At 50.7% G+C, this 13,036-nt stretch carries 27 protein-coding genes and 1 pseudogene; all 28 read right to left on the bottom strand.

What is annotated here, in order from left to right; all coding sequences use genetic code 11:
• Positions 1 to 4: 4 nt before the first annotated feature.
• Entirely contained in the window at positions 5 to 394 is a 390-nt protein-coding gene (gene rpsK, locus H7A77_RS24390; protein ID WP_004929731.1) for a 30S ribosomal protein S11, read from the bottom strand.
• 16 nt (positions 395 to 410) lie between these two features.
• Positions 411 to 767 (bottom strand): 30S ribosomal protein S13, encoded by a 357-nt coding sequence (rpsM, locus tag H7A77_RS24385; protein WP_004929734.1) that lies wholly within the window; start codon positions 765 to 767, stop codon positions 411 to 413.
• A 148-nt stretch (positions 768 to 915) separates the two neighbouring features.
• Entirely contained in the window at positions 916 to 1,032 is a 117-nt protein-coding gene (rpmJ, locus tag H7A77_RS24380) for a 50S ribosomal protein L36 (protein ID WP_002227352.1), read from the bottom strand.
• 33 nt (positions 1,033 to 1,065) lie between these two features.
• Positions 1,066 to 2,397, bottom strand: coding sequence for a preprotein translocase subunit SecY (secY, locus tag H7A77_RS24375; RefSeq protein ID WP_004929740.1), 1,332 nt, complete (start codon positions 2,395 to 2,397; stop codon positions 1,066 to 1,068).
• 7 nt (positions 2,398 to 2,404) lie between these two features.
• On the bottom strand, positions 2,405 to 2,839 hold the full coding sequence (gene rplO, locus H7A77_RS24370) for a 50S ribosomal protein L15 (protein ID WP_004929742.1): 435 nt from the start codon (positions 2,837 to 2,839) through the stop codon (positions 2,405 to 2,407).
• A 3-nt stretch (positions 2,840 to 2,842) separates the two neighbouring features.
• Positions 2,843 to 3,022 (bottom strand): 50S ribosomal protein L30, encoded by a 180-nt coding sequence (gene rpmD / locus H7A77_RS24365; protein ID WP_048232028.1) that lies wholly within the window; start codon positions 3,020 to 3,022, stop codon positions 2,843 to 2,845.
• Positions 3,023 to 3,028: 6 nt separating this feature from the next.
• The gene (gene rpsE, locus H7A77_RS24360) at positions 3,029 to 3,529 is read right to left on the bottom strand and encodes a 30S ribosomal protein S5 (protein WP_004929747.1); all 501 of its coding nucleotides are present in this window, start codon (positions 3,527 to 3,529) and stop codon (positions 3,029 to 3,031) included.
• Positions 3,530 to 3,543: 14 nt separating this feature from the next.
• Positions 3,544 to 3,897: a 50S ribosomal protein L18 gene (rplR, locus tag H7A77_RS24355; protein WP_004929748.1), complete on the bottom strand. Its 354-nt coding sequence runs from the start codon at positions 3,895 to 3,897 to the stop codon at positions 3,544 to 3,546.
• A 9-nt stretch (positions 3,898 to 3,906) separates the two neighbouring features.
• Complete coding sequence (rplF, locus tag H7A77_RS24350) at positions 3,907 to 4,440, bottom strand: 50S ribosomal protein L6 (RefSeq protein ID WP_004929751.1); 534 nt, start codon at positions 4,438 to 4,440, stop codon at positions 3,907 to 3,909.
• A 14-nt stretch (positions 4,441 to 4,454) separates the two neighbouring features.
• Complete coding sequence (rpsH, locus tag H7A77_RS24345; protein ID WP_004929753.1) at positions 4,455 to 4,847, bottom strand: 30S ribosomal protein S8; 393 nt, start codon at positions 4,845 to 4,847, stop codon at positions 4,455 to 4,457.
• Positions 4,848 to 4,877: 30 nt separating this feature from the next.
• Positions 4,878 to 5,183, bottom strand: a complete 306-nt coding sequence (rpsN, locus tag H7A77_RS24340) for a 30S ribosomal protein S14 (protein WP_004929754.1) — start codon at positions 5,181 to 5,183, stop codon at positions 4,878 to 4,880.
• Positions 5,184 to 5,196: 13 nt separating this feature from the next.
• Complete coding sequence (gene rplE, locus H7A77_RS24335; RefSeq protein ID WP_004929756.1) at positions 5,197 to 5,736, bottom strand: 50S ribosomal protein L5; 540 nt, start codon at positions 5,734 to 5,736, stop codon at positions 5,197 to 5,199.
• A gap of 14 nt (positions 5,737 to 5,750) precedes the next feature.
• A complete protein-coding gene (gene rplX, locus H7A77_RS24330; protein ID WP_004929758.1) occupies positions 5,751 to 6,065 on the bottom strand; it encodes a 50S ribosomal protein L24 in 315 nt (104 codons plus the stop codon).
• Positions 6,066 to 6,074: 9 nt separating this feature from the next.
• Positions 6,075 to 6,446 carry a 50S ribosomal protein L14 gene (rplN, locus tag H7A77_RS24325; protein ID WP_000613954.1) on the bottom strand — a complete coding sequence of 124 codons (372 nt, stop codon included), beginning with the start codon at positions 6,444 to 6,446 and terminating at the stop codon, positions 6,075 to 6,077.
• A 172-nt stretch (positions 6,447 to 6,618) separates the two neighbouring features.
• A complete protein-coding gene (rpsQ, locus tag H7A77_RS24320; protein WP_182074765.1) occupies positions 6,619 to 6,873 on the bottom strand; it encodes a 30S ribosomal protein S17 in 255 nt (84 codons plus the stop codon).
• Positions 6,874 to 7,065: a 50S ribosomal protein L29 gene (gene rpmC / locus H7A77_RS24315; protein ID WP_004929762.1), complete on the bottom strand. Its 192-nt coding sequence runs from the start codon at positions 7,063 to 7,065 to the stop codon at positions 6,874 to 6,876.
• The gene (gene rplP / locus H7A77_RS24310) at positions 7,065 to 7,475 is read right to left on the bottom strand and encodes a 50S ribosomal protein L16 (RefSeq protein WP_004929764.1); all 411 of its coding nucleotides are present in this window, start codon (positions 7,473 to 7,475) and stop codon (positions 7,065 to 7,067) included. Before rplP ends, rpmC begins: the two co-directional genes overlap by 1 nt.
• A 12-nt stretch (positions 7,476 to 7,487) precedes the next feature.
• Positions 7,488 to 8,186, bottom strand: a complete 699-nt coding sequence (gene rpsC / locus H7A77_RS24305) for a 30S ribosomal protein S3 (RefSeq protein WP_004929766.1) — start codon at positions 8,184 to 8,186, stop codon at positions 7,488 to 7,490.
• Between the two features lie 17 nt (positions 8,187 to 8,203).
• On the bottom strand, positions 8,204 to 8,536 hold the full coding sequence (gene rplV / locus H7A77_RS24300; protein ID WP_002223844.1) for a 50S ribosomal protein L22: 333 nt from the start codon (positions 8,534 to 8,536) through the stop codon (positions 8,204 to 8,206).
• A 14-nt stretch (positions 8,537 to 8,550) separates the two neighbouring features.
• A complete protein-coding gene (rpsS, locus tag H7A77_RS24295) occupies positions 8,551 to 8,829 on the bottom strand; it encodes a 30S ribosomal protein S19 (RefSeq protein WP_004929772.1) in 279 nt (92 codons plus the stop codon).
• Between the two features lie 14 nt (positions 8,830 to 8,843).
• Complete coding sequence (gene rplB, locus H7A77_RS24290; protein WP_004929775.1) at positions 8,844 to 9,668, bottom strand: 50S ribosomal protein L2; 825 nt, start codon at positions 9,666 to 9,668, stop codon at positions 8,844 to 8,846.
• An 18-nt stretch (positions 9,669 to 9,686) separates the two neighbouring features.
• Positions 9,687 to 9,989, bottom strand: coding sequence for a 50S ribosomal protein L23 (gene rplW / locus H7A77_RS24285; RefSeq protein ID WP_004951179.1), 303 nt, complete (start codon positions 9,987 to 9,989; stop codon positions 9,687 to 9,689).
• Positions 9,986 to 10,591 (bottom strand): 50S ribosomal protein L4, encoded by a 606-nt coding sequence (gene rplD, locus H7A77_RS24280; protein ID WP_004929779.1) that lies wholly within the window; start codon positions 10,589 to 10,591, stop codon positions 9,986 to 9,988. Before rplD ends, rplW begins: the two co-directional genes overlap by 4 nt.
• A 10-nt stretch (positions 10,592 to 10,601) precedes the next feature.
• Positions 10,602 to 11,231 carry a 50S ribosomal protein L3 gene (gene rplC / locus H7A77_RS24275; protein ID WP_015379265.1) on the bottom strand — a complete coding sequence of 210 codons (630 nt, stop codon included), beginning with the start codon at positions 11,229 to 11,231 and terminating at the stop codon, positions 10,602 to 10,604.
• A 32-nt stretch (positions 11,232 to 11,263) separates the two neighbouring features.
• Entirely contained in the window at positions 11,264 to 11,575 is a 312-nt protein-coding gene (rpsJ, locus tag H7A77_RS24270) for a 30S ribosomal protein S10 (protein ID WP_001181005.1), read from the bottom strand.
• Between the two features lie 381 nt (positions 11,576 to 11,956).
• Positions 11,957 to 12,436, bottom strand: a complete 480-nt coding sequence (bfr, locus tag H7A77_RS24265) for a bacterioferritin (RefSeq protein WP_004929784.1) — start codon at positions 12,434 to 12,436, stop codon at positions 11,957 to 11,959.
• A 73-nt stretch (positions 12,437 to 12,509) separates the two neighbouring features.
• Positions 12,510 to 12,704, bottom strand: a complete 195-nt coding sequence (bfd, locus tag H7A77_RS24260; RefSeq protein ID WP_015379266.1) for a bacterioferritin-associated ferredoxin — start codon at positions 12,702 to 12,704, stop codon at positions 12,510 to 12,512.
• 131 nt (positions 12,705 to 12,835) lie between these two features.
• Positions 12,836 to 13,036, bottom strand: a pseudogene (tuf, locus tag H7A77_RS24255) (elongation factor Tu); the annotation flags it as partial.

The raw sequence follows: 13,036 nt of genomic DNA, 5'->3' as shown, positions 1-13,036 counted from the left end.
TGCGTTACACGCGGCGCTTTTTCGGCGGACGACAACCGTTATGAGGGATCGGAGTCACATCAGTAATATTAGTGATGCGGAAACCAGCCGCGTTCAGAGCGCGGATAGTAGACTCACGACCAGGACCAGGTCCTTTAACCATAACTTCCAGGTTCTTGATACCGTATTCTTTTACTGCGTCAGCACAACGTTCTGCTGCAACCTGTGCTGCGAACGGAGTGGACTTACGAGAACCACGGAAACCGGAACCACCGGCTGTTGCCCAACCCAAAGCATTACCCTGACGATCAGTGATGGTAACGATGGTGTTGTTGAAAGAAGCATGGATATGAGCCACGCCGTCAGAGACTTGCTTTCTTACACGCTTACGTGTACGAACAGGTGCCTTTGCCATTATTCAATAACCCCGATTATTTCTTGATCGGCTTGCGCGGACCCTTACGGGTACGAGCGTTGGTCTTGGTGCGCTGACCGCGTACCGGCAGACCACGACGATGACGCAAACCACGATAGCAACCAAGGTCCATAAGACGCTTGATGCTCAGGGTAATTTCACGACGCAAATCACCCTCAACGGTGTATTTGGCAACTGCATCACGAAGCTTTTCGATTTGCTCTTCAGACAGCTCACTGATCTTAACATTTTCAGCAATACCCGTAGATGCACAGATAGCCTGTGAACGGGTTTTACCGATACCGAAGATCGACGTTAAGGCGATAACGGTATGTTTGTGATCAGGAATGTTAATGCCTGCTATACGGGCCACTATGCACTCCTACTATTTTATACAGCAACACCATTCTGAAAAGCCCGTTTTCAGGATACTCAAATAATGTTGCAGTGCGACATACAAAAGATTGGCTGGCTAATCTAGCCAGCTCAACCCAACTTTGCAAGAAAAATATGCGAGATAATCAGCCTTGACGCTGTTTATGCTTCGGCTCGGCGCTGCAAATCACACGAACGACACCGTTACGCTTAACGATTTTGCAGTTACGACATAATTTCTTGACGGAAGCACGAACTTTCATTTTTACTCTCCGTAACTTCTCAAACGAATCTGACTAGCGGTTATAGCCTTTCAGATTTGCTTTCTTCAATGCAGACTCGTACTGACTTGACATCATCAGAGTTTGCACTTGAGCCATAAAGTCCATGATGACGACAACCACGATCAGTAGCGAGGTACCACCAAAGTAGAATGGTACTTTCATTGCATCACGCATGAACTCCGGGATCAGGCAGATGAAAGTAATGTACATCGCGCCCACCAGGGTTAAACGCGTCATTACTTTATCGATATACTTCGCCGTTTGCTCTCCCGGACGAATTCCTGGTACGAAGGCACCGGACTTCTTCAGGTTATCTGCTGTCTCACGCGGGTTGAATACCAACGCCGTGTAGAAGAAACAGAAGAAGATGATTGCAGACGCATAGAGTAACACATAAAGCGGTTGCCCTGGCTGCAAATACAGCGAAATCGTAGTCAGCCAGTTCCAACCGGTACCGCCCCCAAACCATGATGCAATCGTGGCCGGGAACAGAATAATGCTGGAAGCGAAAATCGCCGGGATAACACCCGCCATGTTCACTTTCAACGGTAAGTGTGTACTCTGTGCTGCATAAACACGACGACCTTGTTGACGCTTCGCATAGTTAACGACGATACGACGTTGACCACGCTCGATGAAAACAACGAAGAAGGTTACTGCAAACACCAATACTGCAACCAACAGCAGCAGGAGGAAGTGCAGGTCGCCTTGCCGCGCTTGCTCGATAGTATGGGCCACTGCCGGCGGGAGCCCCGCTACAATACCCGCGAAGATAATGATCGAGATACCGTTGCCGATACCGCGCTCAGTAATCTGCTCACCCAGCCACATCAGGAACATTGTCCCGGTGACCAAGCTCACAACCGCAGTAAAGTAGAATGCAAAGCCTGGGTTTAACACCAGGCCCTGCATACCAGGCATATTCGGCAGACCGGTAGCAATACCGATCGACTGGAATATGGCCAATACCAGCGTACCGTAACGGGTGTACTGACTAATCTTGCGACGGCCAGCCTCCCCTTCTTTCTTGATTTCCGCCAACGCCGGATGAACCACCGTCAGCAGCTGGATAATGATCGACGCCGAAATATACGGCATGATCCCCAGAGCAAAGATAGAAGCACGGCTGAGGGCACCACCAGAGAACATGTTAAACATTTCAATGATAGTGCCTCTCTGCTGCTCAAGCAATTTGGCAAGCACAGTGGCATCGATACCAGGAATCGGAATGAAAGAGCCGATGCGGAAGACAATCAGCGCGCCGATGACAAACAAAAGTCTGCGCTTCAGCTCGCCGAGCCCGCCTTTAGCACTTTGAAAATCTAATCCTGGTTGCTTAGCCATCTGCTACTTATTCCTCAATTTTACCGCCAGCAGCCTCGATAGCAGCACGAGCGCCTTTGGTGACACGCAGACCACGCAGGGTTACCGGACGAGCGACTTCGCCAGAAAGTACAACTTTCGCGAATTCGATCTGGACACCAACTACGTTAGCGGCTTTCAGCGCGTTCAGGTCGATAACATCGCCTTCAACCAGAGCCAGTTCAGACAGACGAACTTCTGCCGTGATCATCGCTTTGCGTGAAGTGAAGCCGAATTTCGGCAGACGACGGTACAGAGGCATCTGACCACCTTCGAAACCACGACGTACGCCACCGCCAGAACGAGACTTCTGACCTTTGTGACCACGGCCGCCGGTTTTACCCAGGCCAGAACCAATACCACGACCTACACGCTTAGGCGCATGCTTGGCACCTTCAGCCGGAGACAGAGTATTTAAACGCATCTGTTACTCCTCAACTTTAACCATGTAGGAAACCAGGTTGACCATACCGCGAACAGCAGGAGTATCCTCGCGCTCTACGGTGTGACCAATACGACGCAGACCCAGACCGAGCAGAGTAGCTTTATGCTTCGGCAGACGGCCAATTGAGCTGCGAGTTTGTGTAACTTTAATAGTCTTAGCCATGGTCAATTACCCCAGAATGTCGGCAACGGATTTACCACGCTTAGCAGCGACCATTTCAGGAGACTTCATATTCGCCAGAGCGTCGATAGTTGCACGAACCACGTTGATCGGGTTGGTGGAACCATAAGCTTTAGCCAATACGTTGTGCACCCCAGCAACTTCGAGAACGGCGCGCATTGCACCGCCCGCGATGATACCGGTACCTTCATGAGCAGGCTGCATGAACACGCGAGAACCCGTGTGAGCGCCCTTAACAGGGTGCTGCAGGGTGCCGCTGTTCAGCGCGACGTTCATCATGTTGCGACGGGCTTTTTCCATCGCTTTCTGGATCGCTGCTGGAACTTCGCGTGCTTTGCCGTAGCCAAAACCAACGCGACCGTTACCATCACCAACTACAGTCAGTGCGGTAAAGCTGAAAATACGGCCACCTTTTACGGTTTTAGATACGCGGTTTACCGCGATCAGCTTTTCCTGCAGTTCGCCAGCTTGTTTTTCGATGTGAGCCATCTTAAACCTCTTCCTTAGAACTGAAGGCCAGCTTCACGGGCAGCATCTGCCAGTGCCTGGACTCGACCATGATATTGGAAACCGGAACGGTCAAAGGATACTTTCGCAATCCCTTTTTCCAACGCGCGCTCAGCCAGAGCTTTACCTACGGCTGCTGCTGCGTCTTTGTTACCGGAATACTTCAGTTGCTCCGCGATAGCTTTTTCTAAAGTAGAAGCGGCTACCAGTACTTCAGAACCGTTTGGAGCAATCACCTGTGCGTAAATGTGACGCGGGGTACGATGTACCACCAGGCGGGTTGCACCCAGCTCTTGGAGCTTGCGGCGTGCGCGGGTCGCACGACGGATACGAGCAGATTTCTTATCCATAGTGTTACCTTACTTCTTCTTAGCCTCTTTGGTACGCACGACTTCGTCGGCGTAACGAACACCCTTGCCTTTGTAAGGCTCAGGACGACGGTAAGCGCGCAGATCTGCTGCTACCTGGCCAATTACCTGCTTATCAGCGCCTTTCAGCACGATTTCAGTTTGGCTTGGGCATTCAGCAGTGATACCTGCCGGCAGCTGGTGATCGATAGGGTGAGAGAAGCCCAGGGCCAAATTCACCACGTTGCCTTTAACGGCAGCACGATAACCAACACCTACCAGTTGAAGCTTCTTGGTGAAGCCTTCGGTAACACCAACAACCATTGCGTTCAGCAGAGCGCGCGTGGTACCCGCTTGGGCCCATGCGTTAGCAAAACCTTCGCGCGGAGCGAAAGTCAGTGCGTTAGCTTCTTGCTTCACTTCAACGGCGTCGTGGATAGTACGAGTCAACTCGCCGTTTTTACCCTTAATCGAAATAACCTGACCGTTGAGTTTTACCTCTACGCCGGCAGGAATGACGACGGGTGCTTTTGCAACACGAGACATTCTTTCCTCCCGAATTAAGCTACGTAGCAGATAATCTCGCCACCAAGACCAGCCTGGCGAGCTGCACGATCGGTCATAACACCTTTAGAGGTAGAAACAACAGCGATACCCAAACCGGCCATAACTTTTGGCAGCTCATCTTTTTTCTTGTAGATGCGCAGACCTGGACGGCTGATACGTTGAATGCTTTCTACCACAGCTTTGCCCTGGAAGTACTTCAGTACCAGTTCCAGAACAGGCTTGGCGTCGCCTTCGATTTTGAAATCTTCAATAAAACCTTCTTCCTTCAGCACGTTGGCAATTGCCACTTTCAGCTTGGAGGAAGGCATGGTGACCGCAACTTTGTTCGCGGCTTGACCGTTACGGATACGGGTCAGCATATCCGCGATCGGATCTTGCATGCTCATCTGTCTTTACTCCCGTGATTCAATTGGTAATTACCAGCTAGCCTTTTTCAAGCCTGGTACTTCACCGCGCATAGCGGCTTCACGAAGCTTAATACGGCTCAACCCGAATTTGCCCACATAACCATGTGGACGGCCAGTTTGGCGGCAGCGTTTACGCTGACGAGACGGGCTGGAATCACGCGGCAGAGTTTGCAGCTTGAGAACGGCATTCCAACGATCTTCATCGGATGCGTTCACATCAGAGATAATAGCTTTCAGTTCAGCGCGTTTTGCAAAGAACTTGTCAGCTAATTTCACGCGCTTGACTTCGCGTGCTTTCATTGATTGCTTAGCCATCAGTAACCCTGCCTTACTTGCGGAACGGGAAGTTAAAAGCAGCCAGCAGCGCGCGGCCTTCATCATCAGATTTCGCAGTAGTGGTAATGGTAATATCCAAACCACGAACGCGATCGACTTTGTCGTAGTCGATTTCTGGGAAGATGATTTGCTCACGCACGCCCATGCTGTAGTTGCCACGGCCATCGAATGACTTGGCGGACAGGCCACGGAAGTCACGGATACGTGGAACAGCAATGGAGATCAGACGCTCAAAGAACTCCCACATGCGTTCGCCACGCAGAGTTACTTTACAGCCGATCGGATAGCCCTGACGGATTTTGAAGCCTGCAACGGATTTGCGGGCTTTGGTGATCAACGGTTTTTGACCGGAGATAGCTGCCAGGTCCGCTGCTGCGTTATCCAGCAGTTTCTTGTCAGCAATCGCTTCACCAACACCCATGTTCAGGGTGATCTTCTCGACCCGAGGGACTTGCATGACAGAGTTGTAATCAAACTGAGACATCAGTTGTTTGACTACCTCGTCTTTGTAGTAATCATGCAGTTTCGCCATCGTATTACTCCAAATTACTTGATAGTTTCGCTGTTAGATTTGAAGAAACGGACTTTTTTGCCGTCTTCGAATCTAAAGCCTACACGGTCAGCCTTGCCGGTAGCCGCGTTGAAGATAGCAATGTTAGAAACCTGAATTGCAGCTTCTTTCTCAACAATGCCGCCTGGTTGGTTCAGAGCCGGAACCGGCTTCTGGTGTTTCTTAACCAGGTTGATGCCTTCAACAATGACCTTGCCAGCAGACAGGACATTTTTTACTTTACCGCGCTTACCTTTGTCTTTCCCGGTAATCACGATAACTTCGTCATCACGACGGATCTTCGCTGCCATGTTCGCTCCTTAGAGTACTTCTGGTGCCAGAGAGATAATTTTCATGAACTTCTCATTACGCAGTTCACGAGTTACCGGCCCAAAAATACGCGTACCGATTGGCTGCTCGCTGTTATTGTTCAAAATAACGCATGCATTGCCATCGAAGCGAATGACAGAACCGTCCGGGCGACGTACACCCTTCTTGGTGCGCACCACTACCGCCTTCAGAACATCGCCTTTCTTCACCTTACCGCGAGGAATTGCTTCCTTGATGGTAATTTTGATGATGTCGCCGACGCCTGCGTAGCGACGGTGCGAGCCACCTAGAACCTTGATACACATTACGCGACGTGCACCGGAGTTGTCGGCGACGTTCAGCATAGTCTGTTCTTGGATCATTTTAGTGCTCCGCTAATGTCAACTACTACTTTAAAGACCCAAGTAAAAATTAGGCCGTTGAAAAGCCCCATAACCGAGGGCGCAGCATTATAACACCGCTTACTTGGTATGGGTAGAAAAAATAAACGGCTCATTTTCTGAGCCGTTTATTAAGTGAGAGCCAGCTACTCTATTACAGAATCGCTTTCTCTACAACGCGAACCAACGTCCAGGACTTGGTCTTGGACAGTGGGCGGCATTCGCAGATTTCAACCACGTCGCCGGTACCACATTCGTTGTTCTCGTCATGTACGTGCAGCTTGGTCGTACGTTTGATGAATTTCCCGTAGATTGGGTGCTTCACAGTACGCTCGATAGCAACAACGATGGATTTCTCCATTTTATCGCTAACAACACGACCCTGCAGGGTACGGATAACTTCAGTCATTTACACACCCGCCTTTTGAGTCAGTAAAGTCTTAACGCGTGCGACGTCACGACGCACTTGTTTCAACAGGTGAGTTTGTTGCAGCTGGCCACTGGCCGCCTGCATGCGCAAGTTGAATTGCTCACGCAGCAGGTTGAGCAGCTCGGCATTCAGCTCTTCAACGCTTTTTTCACGCAGCTCTTGTGCTTTCATTACATCACCGTCTTAGTTACAAAGGTGGTTTTGATCGGCAGTTTCGCTGCTGCCAGTTTGAATGCCTCGCGGGCAACCTCTTCTGGCACGCCGTCCATTTCGTACAGGACCTTACCAGGCTGGATCAGGGCAACCCAATACTCCACGTTACCCTTACCTTTACCCATACGCACTTCCAGCGGCTTCTCGGTGATCGGTTTGTCCGGGAATACACGGATCCAGATCTTGCCTTGACGCTTAACTGCACGAGTCATTGCACGACGAGCTGCTTCGATTTGACGAGCAGTCAGACGGCCACGGCCAACAGCTTTCAGACCGAAAGTGCCGAAGCTAACATCCGTACCTTGCGCCAGACCACGGTTGCGGCCCTTGTGCACCTTACGGAATTTTGTACGCTTTGGTTGTAACATCAGCGACTCTCCTTACTTGCGGCCTTTACGCTGCTGCTTTTTAGGTTGAGCAGCCGGTTCCGGTTGTTCAACTGCAGCCATACCACCCAGGATCTCACCTTTGAAGATCCATACCTTAACGCCGATTACACCATAAGTGGTGTGCGCTTCAGATGTGTTGTAGTCGATGTCCGCACGCAGAGTGTGCAATGGAACACGACCTTCGCGGTACCATTCGGTACGTGCGATTTCAGCGCCGCCAAGACGGCCGCTTACTTCAACTTTGATACCTTTAGCGCCAAGACGCATTGCGTTCTGTACTGCACGCTTCATAGCACGACGGAACATAACGCGACGTTCCAGCTGAGAAGTGATGCTGTCAGCAACCAATTTAGCGTCGAGTTCCGGTTTACGGACTTCGGCGATGTTGATCTGTGCAGGAACGCCAGCGATGTCCGCTACGACCTTGCGCAGTTTTTCGACGTCTTCACCTTTCTTGCCGATAACGATGCCTGGGCGAGCAGTGTGAATGGTCACACGGATGCTCTTCGCAGGACGCTCGATAACGATGCGAGAAACGGAAGCTTTCGACAGTTCCTTAGTCAGGAATTGACGAACTTTAAAGTCGCTGTCCAGGTTGTCAGCGAATTCTTTGGTATTCGCATACCAAGTAGAGTTCCAAGGTTTGACAATACCCAGGCGAATACCATTAGGATGTACTTTCTGACCCATTGCTAGTCTCCAGAGTCTCAGCGATCGGACACAACCACAGTAATGTGGCTGGTGCGCTTCAGGATGCGATCTGCACGACCTTTTGCACGCGGCATAATGCGCTTCATGCTTGGGCCTTCGTCTACGAAGATTTTCGTAACTTTCAGATCATCGATGTCAGCGCCATCGTTGTGTTCTGCGTTAGCAATGGCAGACTCCAGCACTTTCTTAACCAGACCAGCAGCTTTCTTGTTGGTGTAGGTCAGAGTTTCCAGAGCTTGCGACACTTTCTTACCGCGAATCAGGTCAGCAACAAGGCGAACCTTCTGAGCAGAAGAACGAGCGTGGCGATGTTTAGCGATAGTTTCCATCTCTTCCTCCTACCTTAGCGCTTTTTAGCTTTTTTATCAGCCGCATGGCCGCGATAAGTACGAGTCGGCGCGAATTCACCCAGTTTGTGACCGACCATTTCATCGGAAACGAACACTGGTACGTGCTGACGACCATTATGGACAGCGATGGTCAAACCGATCATGTTAGGAAAGATCGTTGAACGACGGGACCAAGTGCGCAAAGGCTTCTTGTCACCGCTTTCCACCGCTTTCTCTACCTTCTTCAGCAAGTGCAGGTCAATAAAAGGACCTTTCTTGAGAGAACGTGGCATGGCTTATCCTCTAATTATTTTTTGCTACGGCGACGTACGATGAACTTATCAGTACGCTTGTTGCTACGGGTCTTCTTACCTTTGGTCTGAACGCCCCACGGAGTTACCGGGTGCTTACCAAAGTTACGACCTTCACCACCACCGTGCGGGTGATCTACCGGGTTCATCGCCGTACCGCGAACGGTAGGACGAACACCACGCCAACGTGCAGCACCTGCTTTACCCAGAACGCGAAGCATGTGTTCAGCGTTACCGACTTCACCCAGGGTGGCGCGGCAATCAGCTGGAACTTTACGCATTTCGCCGGAGCGCAGACGCAGAGTTACGTAGGAACCATCACGAGCAACGATCTGAACGTAGGCACCAGCGGAGCGAGCCATCTGGCCGCCTTTGCCTGGTTTCATTTCTACGTTGTGAACCGTTGAACCAACTGGAATGTTGCGCATCGGCAGGGTGTTACCCGCTTTGATTGCAGCATCAACGCCAGATTGAATCTGGTCACCAGCTTTCAGGCCTTTCGGCGCCAGGATGTAACGGCGTTCGCCGTCTTTGTACAGAACCAGCGCGATGTTCGCGGAACGGTTCGGATCGTACTCCAGACGCTCAACCACAGCAGGGATACCGTCTTTGTTGCGCTTGAAGTCAACCAGACGATAATGTTGCTTGTGGCCACCACCGATATGACGGGTGGTGATACGGCCATTGTTGTTACGACCACCGCTTTTGCTCAGTTTTTCCAGCAGCGGGGCATAAGGTTTACCCTTGTGCAGCTCAGGGTTAACCACTTTAACAACGTGGCGACGACCCGGAGATGTAGGTTTACATTTAACAATTGCCATTGTTCTTACTCCTCCGACTTACTCTGCGCCGCCGATGAAGTCCAGATTCTGGCCTTCTTTCAGGGTGACGTAAGCTTTTTTCCAGTCGCTACGACGACCAACACGCTGACCGTGACGTTTCACTTTCCCTTTAACAACCAGGGTGTTCACGTCTTCGACTTCGACTTCAAACAGTTTCTGCACTGCAGCTTTGATTTCTGCTTTGGTCGCGTCTTTGGCAACTTTGAGAACGATGGTGTTGCTTTTTTCCATCGCAGCGGATGCTTTTTCAGATACGTGCGGTGCACGCAGCACTTTCAGCAAACGTTCTTCACGGATCATGCCAGCATCTCCTCAACTTGCTTCACAGCATCAGCAGTCATAACCACTTTGTCGAAGGCGATCAGGCTAACCGGATCGATACCTGCTACATCGCGCACGTCAACCTTGTACAGGTTGCGAGCTGCCAGGAACAGATTCTCATCCAGTTCACCGGTCACGATCAGCACGTCTTCCAGAGCCATATCTTTCAGTTTCTGTGCCAGCAGCTTAGTTTTAGGCGCTTCTACAGAGAACTTCTCGACAACGATCAGACGATCTTGACGTACCAGTTCGGACAGGATGCTTTTCAGCGCGCCGCGGTACATCTTTTTGTTTACTTTCTGACTGTGGTCCTGTGGCTTAGCAGCAAAGGTCACGCCGCCTGAACGCCAGATCGGGCTCTTTACAGAACCTGAACGCGCACGGCCGGTGCCTTTCTGACGCCATGGCTTTTTGCCGGAACCAGTTACTTCAGCACGGGTCTTCTGAGCACGGGTACCTTGACGGGCACCTGCTGCATAAGCAACAACAACCTGGTGTACCAGCGCTTCGTTGAAATCACGACCGAAGGTAGTTTCGGAAACAGTCAGCGCGCTTTGCGCGTCTTTCAATACTAATTCCATTGCTATCCCCTTACGCCTTCACAGCTGGTTTAACGATCAGGTTGCCACCGGTTGCGCCCGGTACAGCACCCTTAACCAGCAGCAGGTTGCGCTCAGCGTCAACACGTACTACGTCCAGGCTCTGAACGGTTACGCGCTCATCACCCAGGTGGCCAGCCATTTTCTTGCCTTTGAACACTTTGCCCGGAGTCTGGTTCTGACCGATAGAACCCGGAACGCGGTGAGACAAGGAGTTACCGTGGGTAGCGTCTTGGGTACGGAAGTTCCAGCGCTTAACAGTGCCAGCAAAACCTTTACCTTTAGAAGTACCGGTAACATCGACTTTTTTAACGTCAGCGAAGATTTCTACGCTAATTTCCTGACCTGCAGCGAATTCTTGACCTTCTTCCAGGCGGAATTCCCACAGACCACGGCCAGCTTCAACGCCAGCTTTAGCGAAATGGCCCGCTTCCGGCTTGGTTACACGGTTAGCTTTTTTGCTACCAGTGGTAACCTGAACGGCACGGTAACCGTCGGTGTCCAGGCTTTTAACCTGAGTCACGCGGTTCGCTTCAATTTCAATTACGGTTACTGGGATAGAAACGCCATCTTCAGTGAAGATACGGGTCATACCCACTTTTTTACCGACTAAACCAATCATTGTTTCAACCTCTCAATCGCTCAATGACCTGATTAACCCAGGCTGATCTGCACGTCTACACCGGCAGCCAGATCCAGACGCATCAGAGCATCAACGGTTTTCTCGGTTGGCTCAACGATGTCAACCAGACGCTTGTGAGTGCGAATCTCGTACTGATCGCGCGCGTCTTTGTTGACGTGCGGAGAAATCAGAACGGTAAAGCGCTCTTTGCGAGTTGGCAGCGGGATCGGACCACGGACTTGCGCACCAGTGCGCTTTGCAGTCTCGACGATTTCCGCGGTTGATTGATCGATCAGACGATGATCAAACGCTTTCAGGCGGATACGGATTCTTTGGTTCTGCATGAGACCAGAGCTCCAATTATTTATAAACGTAAATAATTACTCCTCACACCCATTTCGATTGATGGGGGAGTGTAATCGTCAACATATAACCCCCATATCGGGAGTATTGTTCGAAAGGCAAAAAAGGCCTGCCAATCGACTGATTCGCTAAAATCAGGCTTACCAAGATTAGGTAAGCCCGCGCATTATACGCAAAATGGCCCAGGAAGCAAGCCGCAGTTGGAAATATGCTCAGGAAATCGTCATTTTTGCGCGTTCATTGGCAGTTGGCGTGTTAACACGGTGAACAGGGAATGAATTAGGCTTGGCGGGAACACTCTCCCCTGCCCCACCGATAAAACGGCCGCCGGCAGGAGAGACGATGACGAATGGACGGAAGGCTTACTCTTTGCGCTCTAAAATCTGGGCCTGGGCATAGTTCTGAATACCGAGACGGGCAATCAGATCCAGCTCCGTTTCCAGCCAGTCGATATGCTCTTCTTCATCGGCCAAGATATCAATCATCAAATCGCGGCTAACGTAATCGTGGATCGAATCGGCATAGGCGATGCCTTCGCGCAGGTTCTTGGCGCCCGCCAGCTCCAGCGCCAGATCGGAACGCAGCATCTCTTCGATGTCTTCGCCGATGTTCAGCTTGCCGAGATCTTGCAGATTCGGTATCCCTTCCAGGAACAGGATACGCTCGATGTAGCGATCGGCATGTTTCATTTCGTCGATCGACTCGTGATATTCCTTGTCGTTGAGGCGCATTAAGCCCCAATTCTTGAACATGCGGGCGTGCAGGAAATATTGATTGATGGCAACCAGCTCGTTGCCGAGCAGTTTATTGAGGTGAGCAATGATCTTTTTATCGCCTTTCATAGGTAACTCCTCCTGGCCAGTTCTAAAAGTGTAGAACCTGTAAGCCAAGAGTCAAAAATAACCTTACCCTTTGTTAGGCAACTTCATGCATTGGGATGATAGTTCCGCGTTCCTCCACCATAATCTGTCTTGCCTGACGAATGCACTTTCCACAATCGGTACCAATCGGCACAAGTTCACGCAGTTGCTTCATGGTATGGGGATTGTGCTGACGCACCGCATTACGGATCGCTTTGTCAGTCACCGCATTACACAGACATACATACATAGAGAGACTCACTTCTTAACCAATGCATTGAGTCTAAATAGGAATGGTTTTTATTTCAATTAAGATTTGTACAAATTGCATAAAAAAAGGGCACCGAAGTGCCCTTTTTTGTGTCGAAAAATTATTCGCGATTAAGCGATAACTTTAGCAACAACACCAGCGCCTACAGTACGGCCGCCTTCACGGATTGCGAAACGCAGACCGTCGTCCATCGCGATTGGGTGAATCAGGGTTACAACCATGTTCACGTTGTCGCCTGGCATTACCATCTCTACGCCTTCTGGCAGTTCGATGGTACCGGTCACGTCAGTAGTACGGAAGTAGAACTGTGG

The sequence above is a fragment of the Serratia sp. ME47 genome (assembly GCF_903970925.1).
Classification (GTDB): domain Bacteria; phylum Pseudomonadota; class Gammaproteobacteria; order Enterobacterales; family Enterobacteriaceae; genus Serratia; species Serratia ureilytica.
Note: the sequence above shows the minus strand (reverse complement) of the source record. Positions and strands in the feature narration are given on the sequence as shown.

Bases quoted from the DNA above. Each gene is read 5' to 3' on its own strand.
- rpsK (WP_004929731.1), bottom strand. From the start codon at position 394: ATGGCAAAGGCACCTGTTCGTACACGTAAGCGTGTAAGAAAGCAAGTC.
- rpmJ (WP_002227352.1), bottom strand. From the start codon at position 1,032: ATGAAAGTTCGTGCTTCCGTCAAGAAATTATGTCGTAACTGCAAAATC.
- secY (WP_004929740.1), bottom strand. From the start codon at position 2,397: ATGGCTAAGCAACCAGGATTAGATTTTCAAAGTGCTAAAGGCGGGCTC.
- rplO (WP_004929742.1), bottom strand. From the start codon at position 2,839: ATGCGTTTAAATACTCTGTCTCCGGCTGAAGGTGCCAAGCATGCGCCT.
- rpmD (WP_048232028.1), bottom strand. From the start codon at position 3,022: ATGGCTAAGACTATTAAAGTTACACAAACTCGCAGCTCAATTGGCCGT.
- rpsE (WP_004929747.1), bottom strand. From the start codon at position 3,529: ATGGCTCACATCGAAAAACAAGCTGGCGAACTGCAGGAAAAGCTGATC.
- rplR (WP_004929748.1), bottom strand. From the start codon at position 3,897: ATGGATAAGAAATCTGCTCGTATCCGTCGTGCGACCCGCGCACGCCGC.
- rplF (WP_004929751.1), bottom strand. From the start codon at position 4,440: ATGTCTCGTGTTGCAAAAGCACCCGTCGTCATTCCTGCCGGCGTAGAG.
- rpsH (WP_004929753.1), bottom strand. From the start codon at position 4,847: ATGAGCATGCAAGATCCGATCGCGGATATGCTGACCCGTATCCGTAAC.
- rpsN (WP_004929754.1), bottom strand. From the start codon at position 5,183: ATGGCTAAGCAATCAATGAAAGCACGCGAAGTCAAGCGCGTGAAATTA.
- rplE (WP_004929756.1), bottom strand. From the start codon at position 5,736: ATGGCGAAACTGCATGATTACTACAAAGACGAGGTAGTCAAACAACTG.
- rplX (WP_004929758.1), bottom strand. From the start codon at position 6,065: ATGGCAGCGAAGATCCGTCGTGATGACGAAGTTATCGTGATTACCGGG.
- rplN (WP_000613954.1), bottom strand. From the start codon at position 6,446: ATGATCCAAGAACAGACTATGCTGAACGTCGCCGACAACTCCGGTGCA.
- rpsQ (WP_182074765.1), bottom strand. From the start codon at position 6,873: ATGACTGAAGTTATCCGTACCCTGCAGGGTCGTGTTGTTAGCGATAAA.
- rpmC (WP_004929762.1), bottom strand. From the start codon at position 7,065: ATGAAAGCACAAGAGCTGCGTGAAAAAAGCGTTGAAGAGCTGAATGCC.
- rplP (WP_004929764.1), bottom strand. From the start codon at position 7,475: ATGTTACAACCAAAGCGTACAAAATTCCGTAAGGTGCACAAGGGCCGC.
- rpsC (WP_004929766.1), bottom strand. From the start codon at position 8,186: ATGGGTCAGAAAGTACATCCTAATGGTATTCGCCTGGGTATTGTCAAA.
- rplV (WP_002223844.1), bottom strand. From the start codon at position 8,536: ATGGAAACTATCGCTAAACATCGCCACGCTCGTTCTTCTGCTCAGAAG.
- rpsS (WP_004929772.1), bottom strand. From the start codon at position 8,829: ATGCCACGTTCTCTCAAGAAAGGTCCTTTTATTGACCTGCACTTGCTG.
- rplB (WP_004929775.1), bottom strand. From the start codon at position 9,668: ATGGCAATTGTTAAATGTAAACCTACATCTCCGGGTCGTCGCCACGTT.
- rplW (WP_004951179.1), bottom strand. From the start codon at position 9,989: ATGATCCGTGAAGAACGTTTGCTGAAAGTGCTGCGTGCACCGCACGTA.
- rplD (WP_004929779.1), bottom strand. From the start codon at position 10,591: ATGGAATTAGTATTGAAAGACGCGCAAAGCGCGCTGACTGTTTCCGAA.
- rplC (WP_015379265.1), bottom strand. From the start codon at position 11,231: ATGATTGGTTTAGTCGGTAAAAAAGTGGGTATGACCCGTATCTTCACT.
- rpsJ (WP_001181005.1), bottom strand. From the start codon at position 11,575: ATGCAGAACCAAAGAATCCGTATCCGCCTGAAAGCGTTTGATCATCGT.
- bfr (WP_004929784.1), bottom strand. From the start codon at position 12,436: ATGAAAGGCGATAAAAAGATCATTGCTCACCTCAATAAACTGCTCGGC.
- bfd (WP_015379266.1), bottom strand. From the start codon at position 12,704: ATGTATGTATGTCTGTGTAATGCGGTGACTGACAAAGCGATCCGTAAT.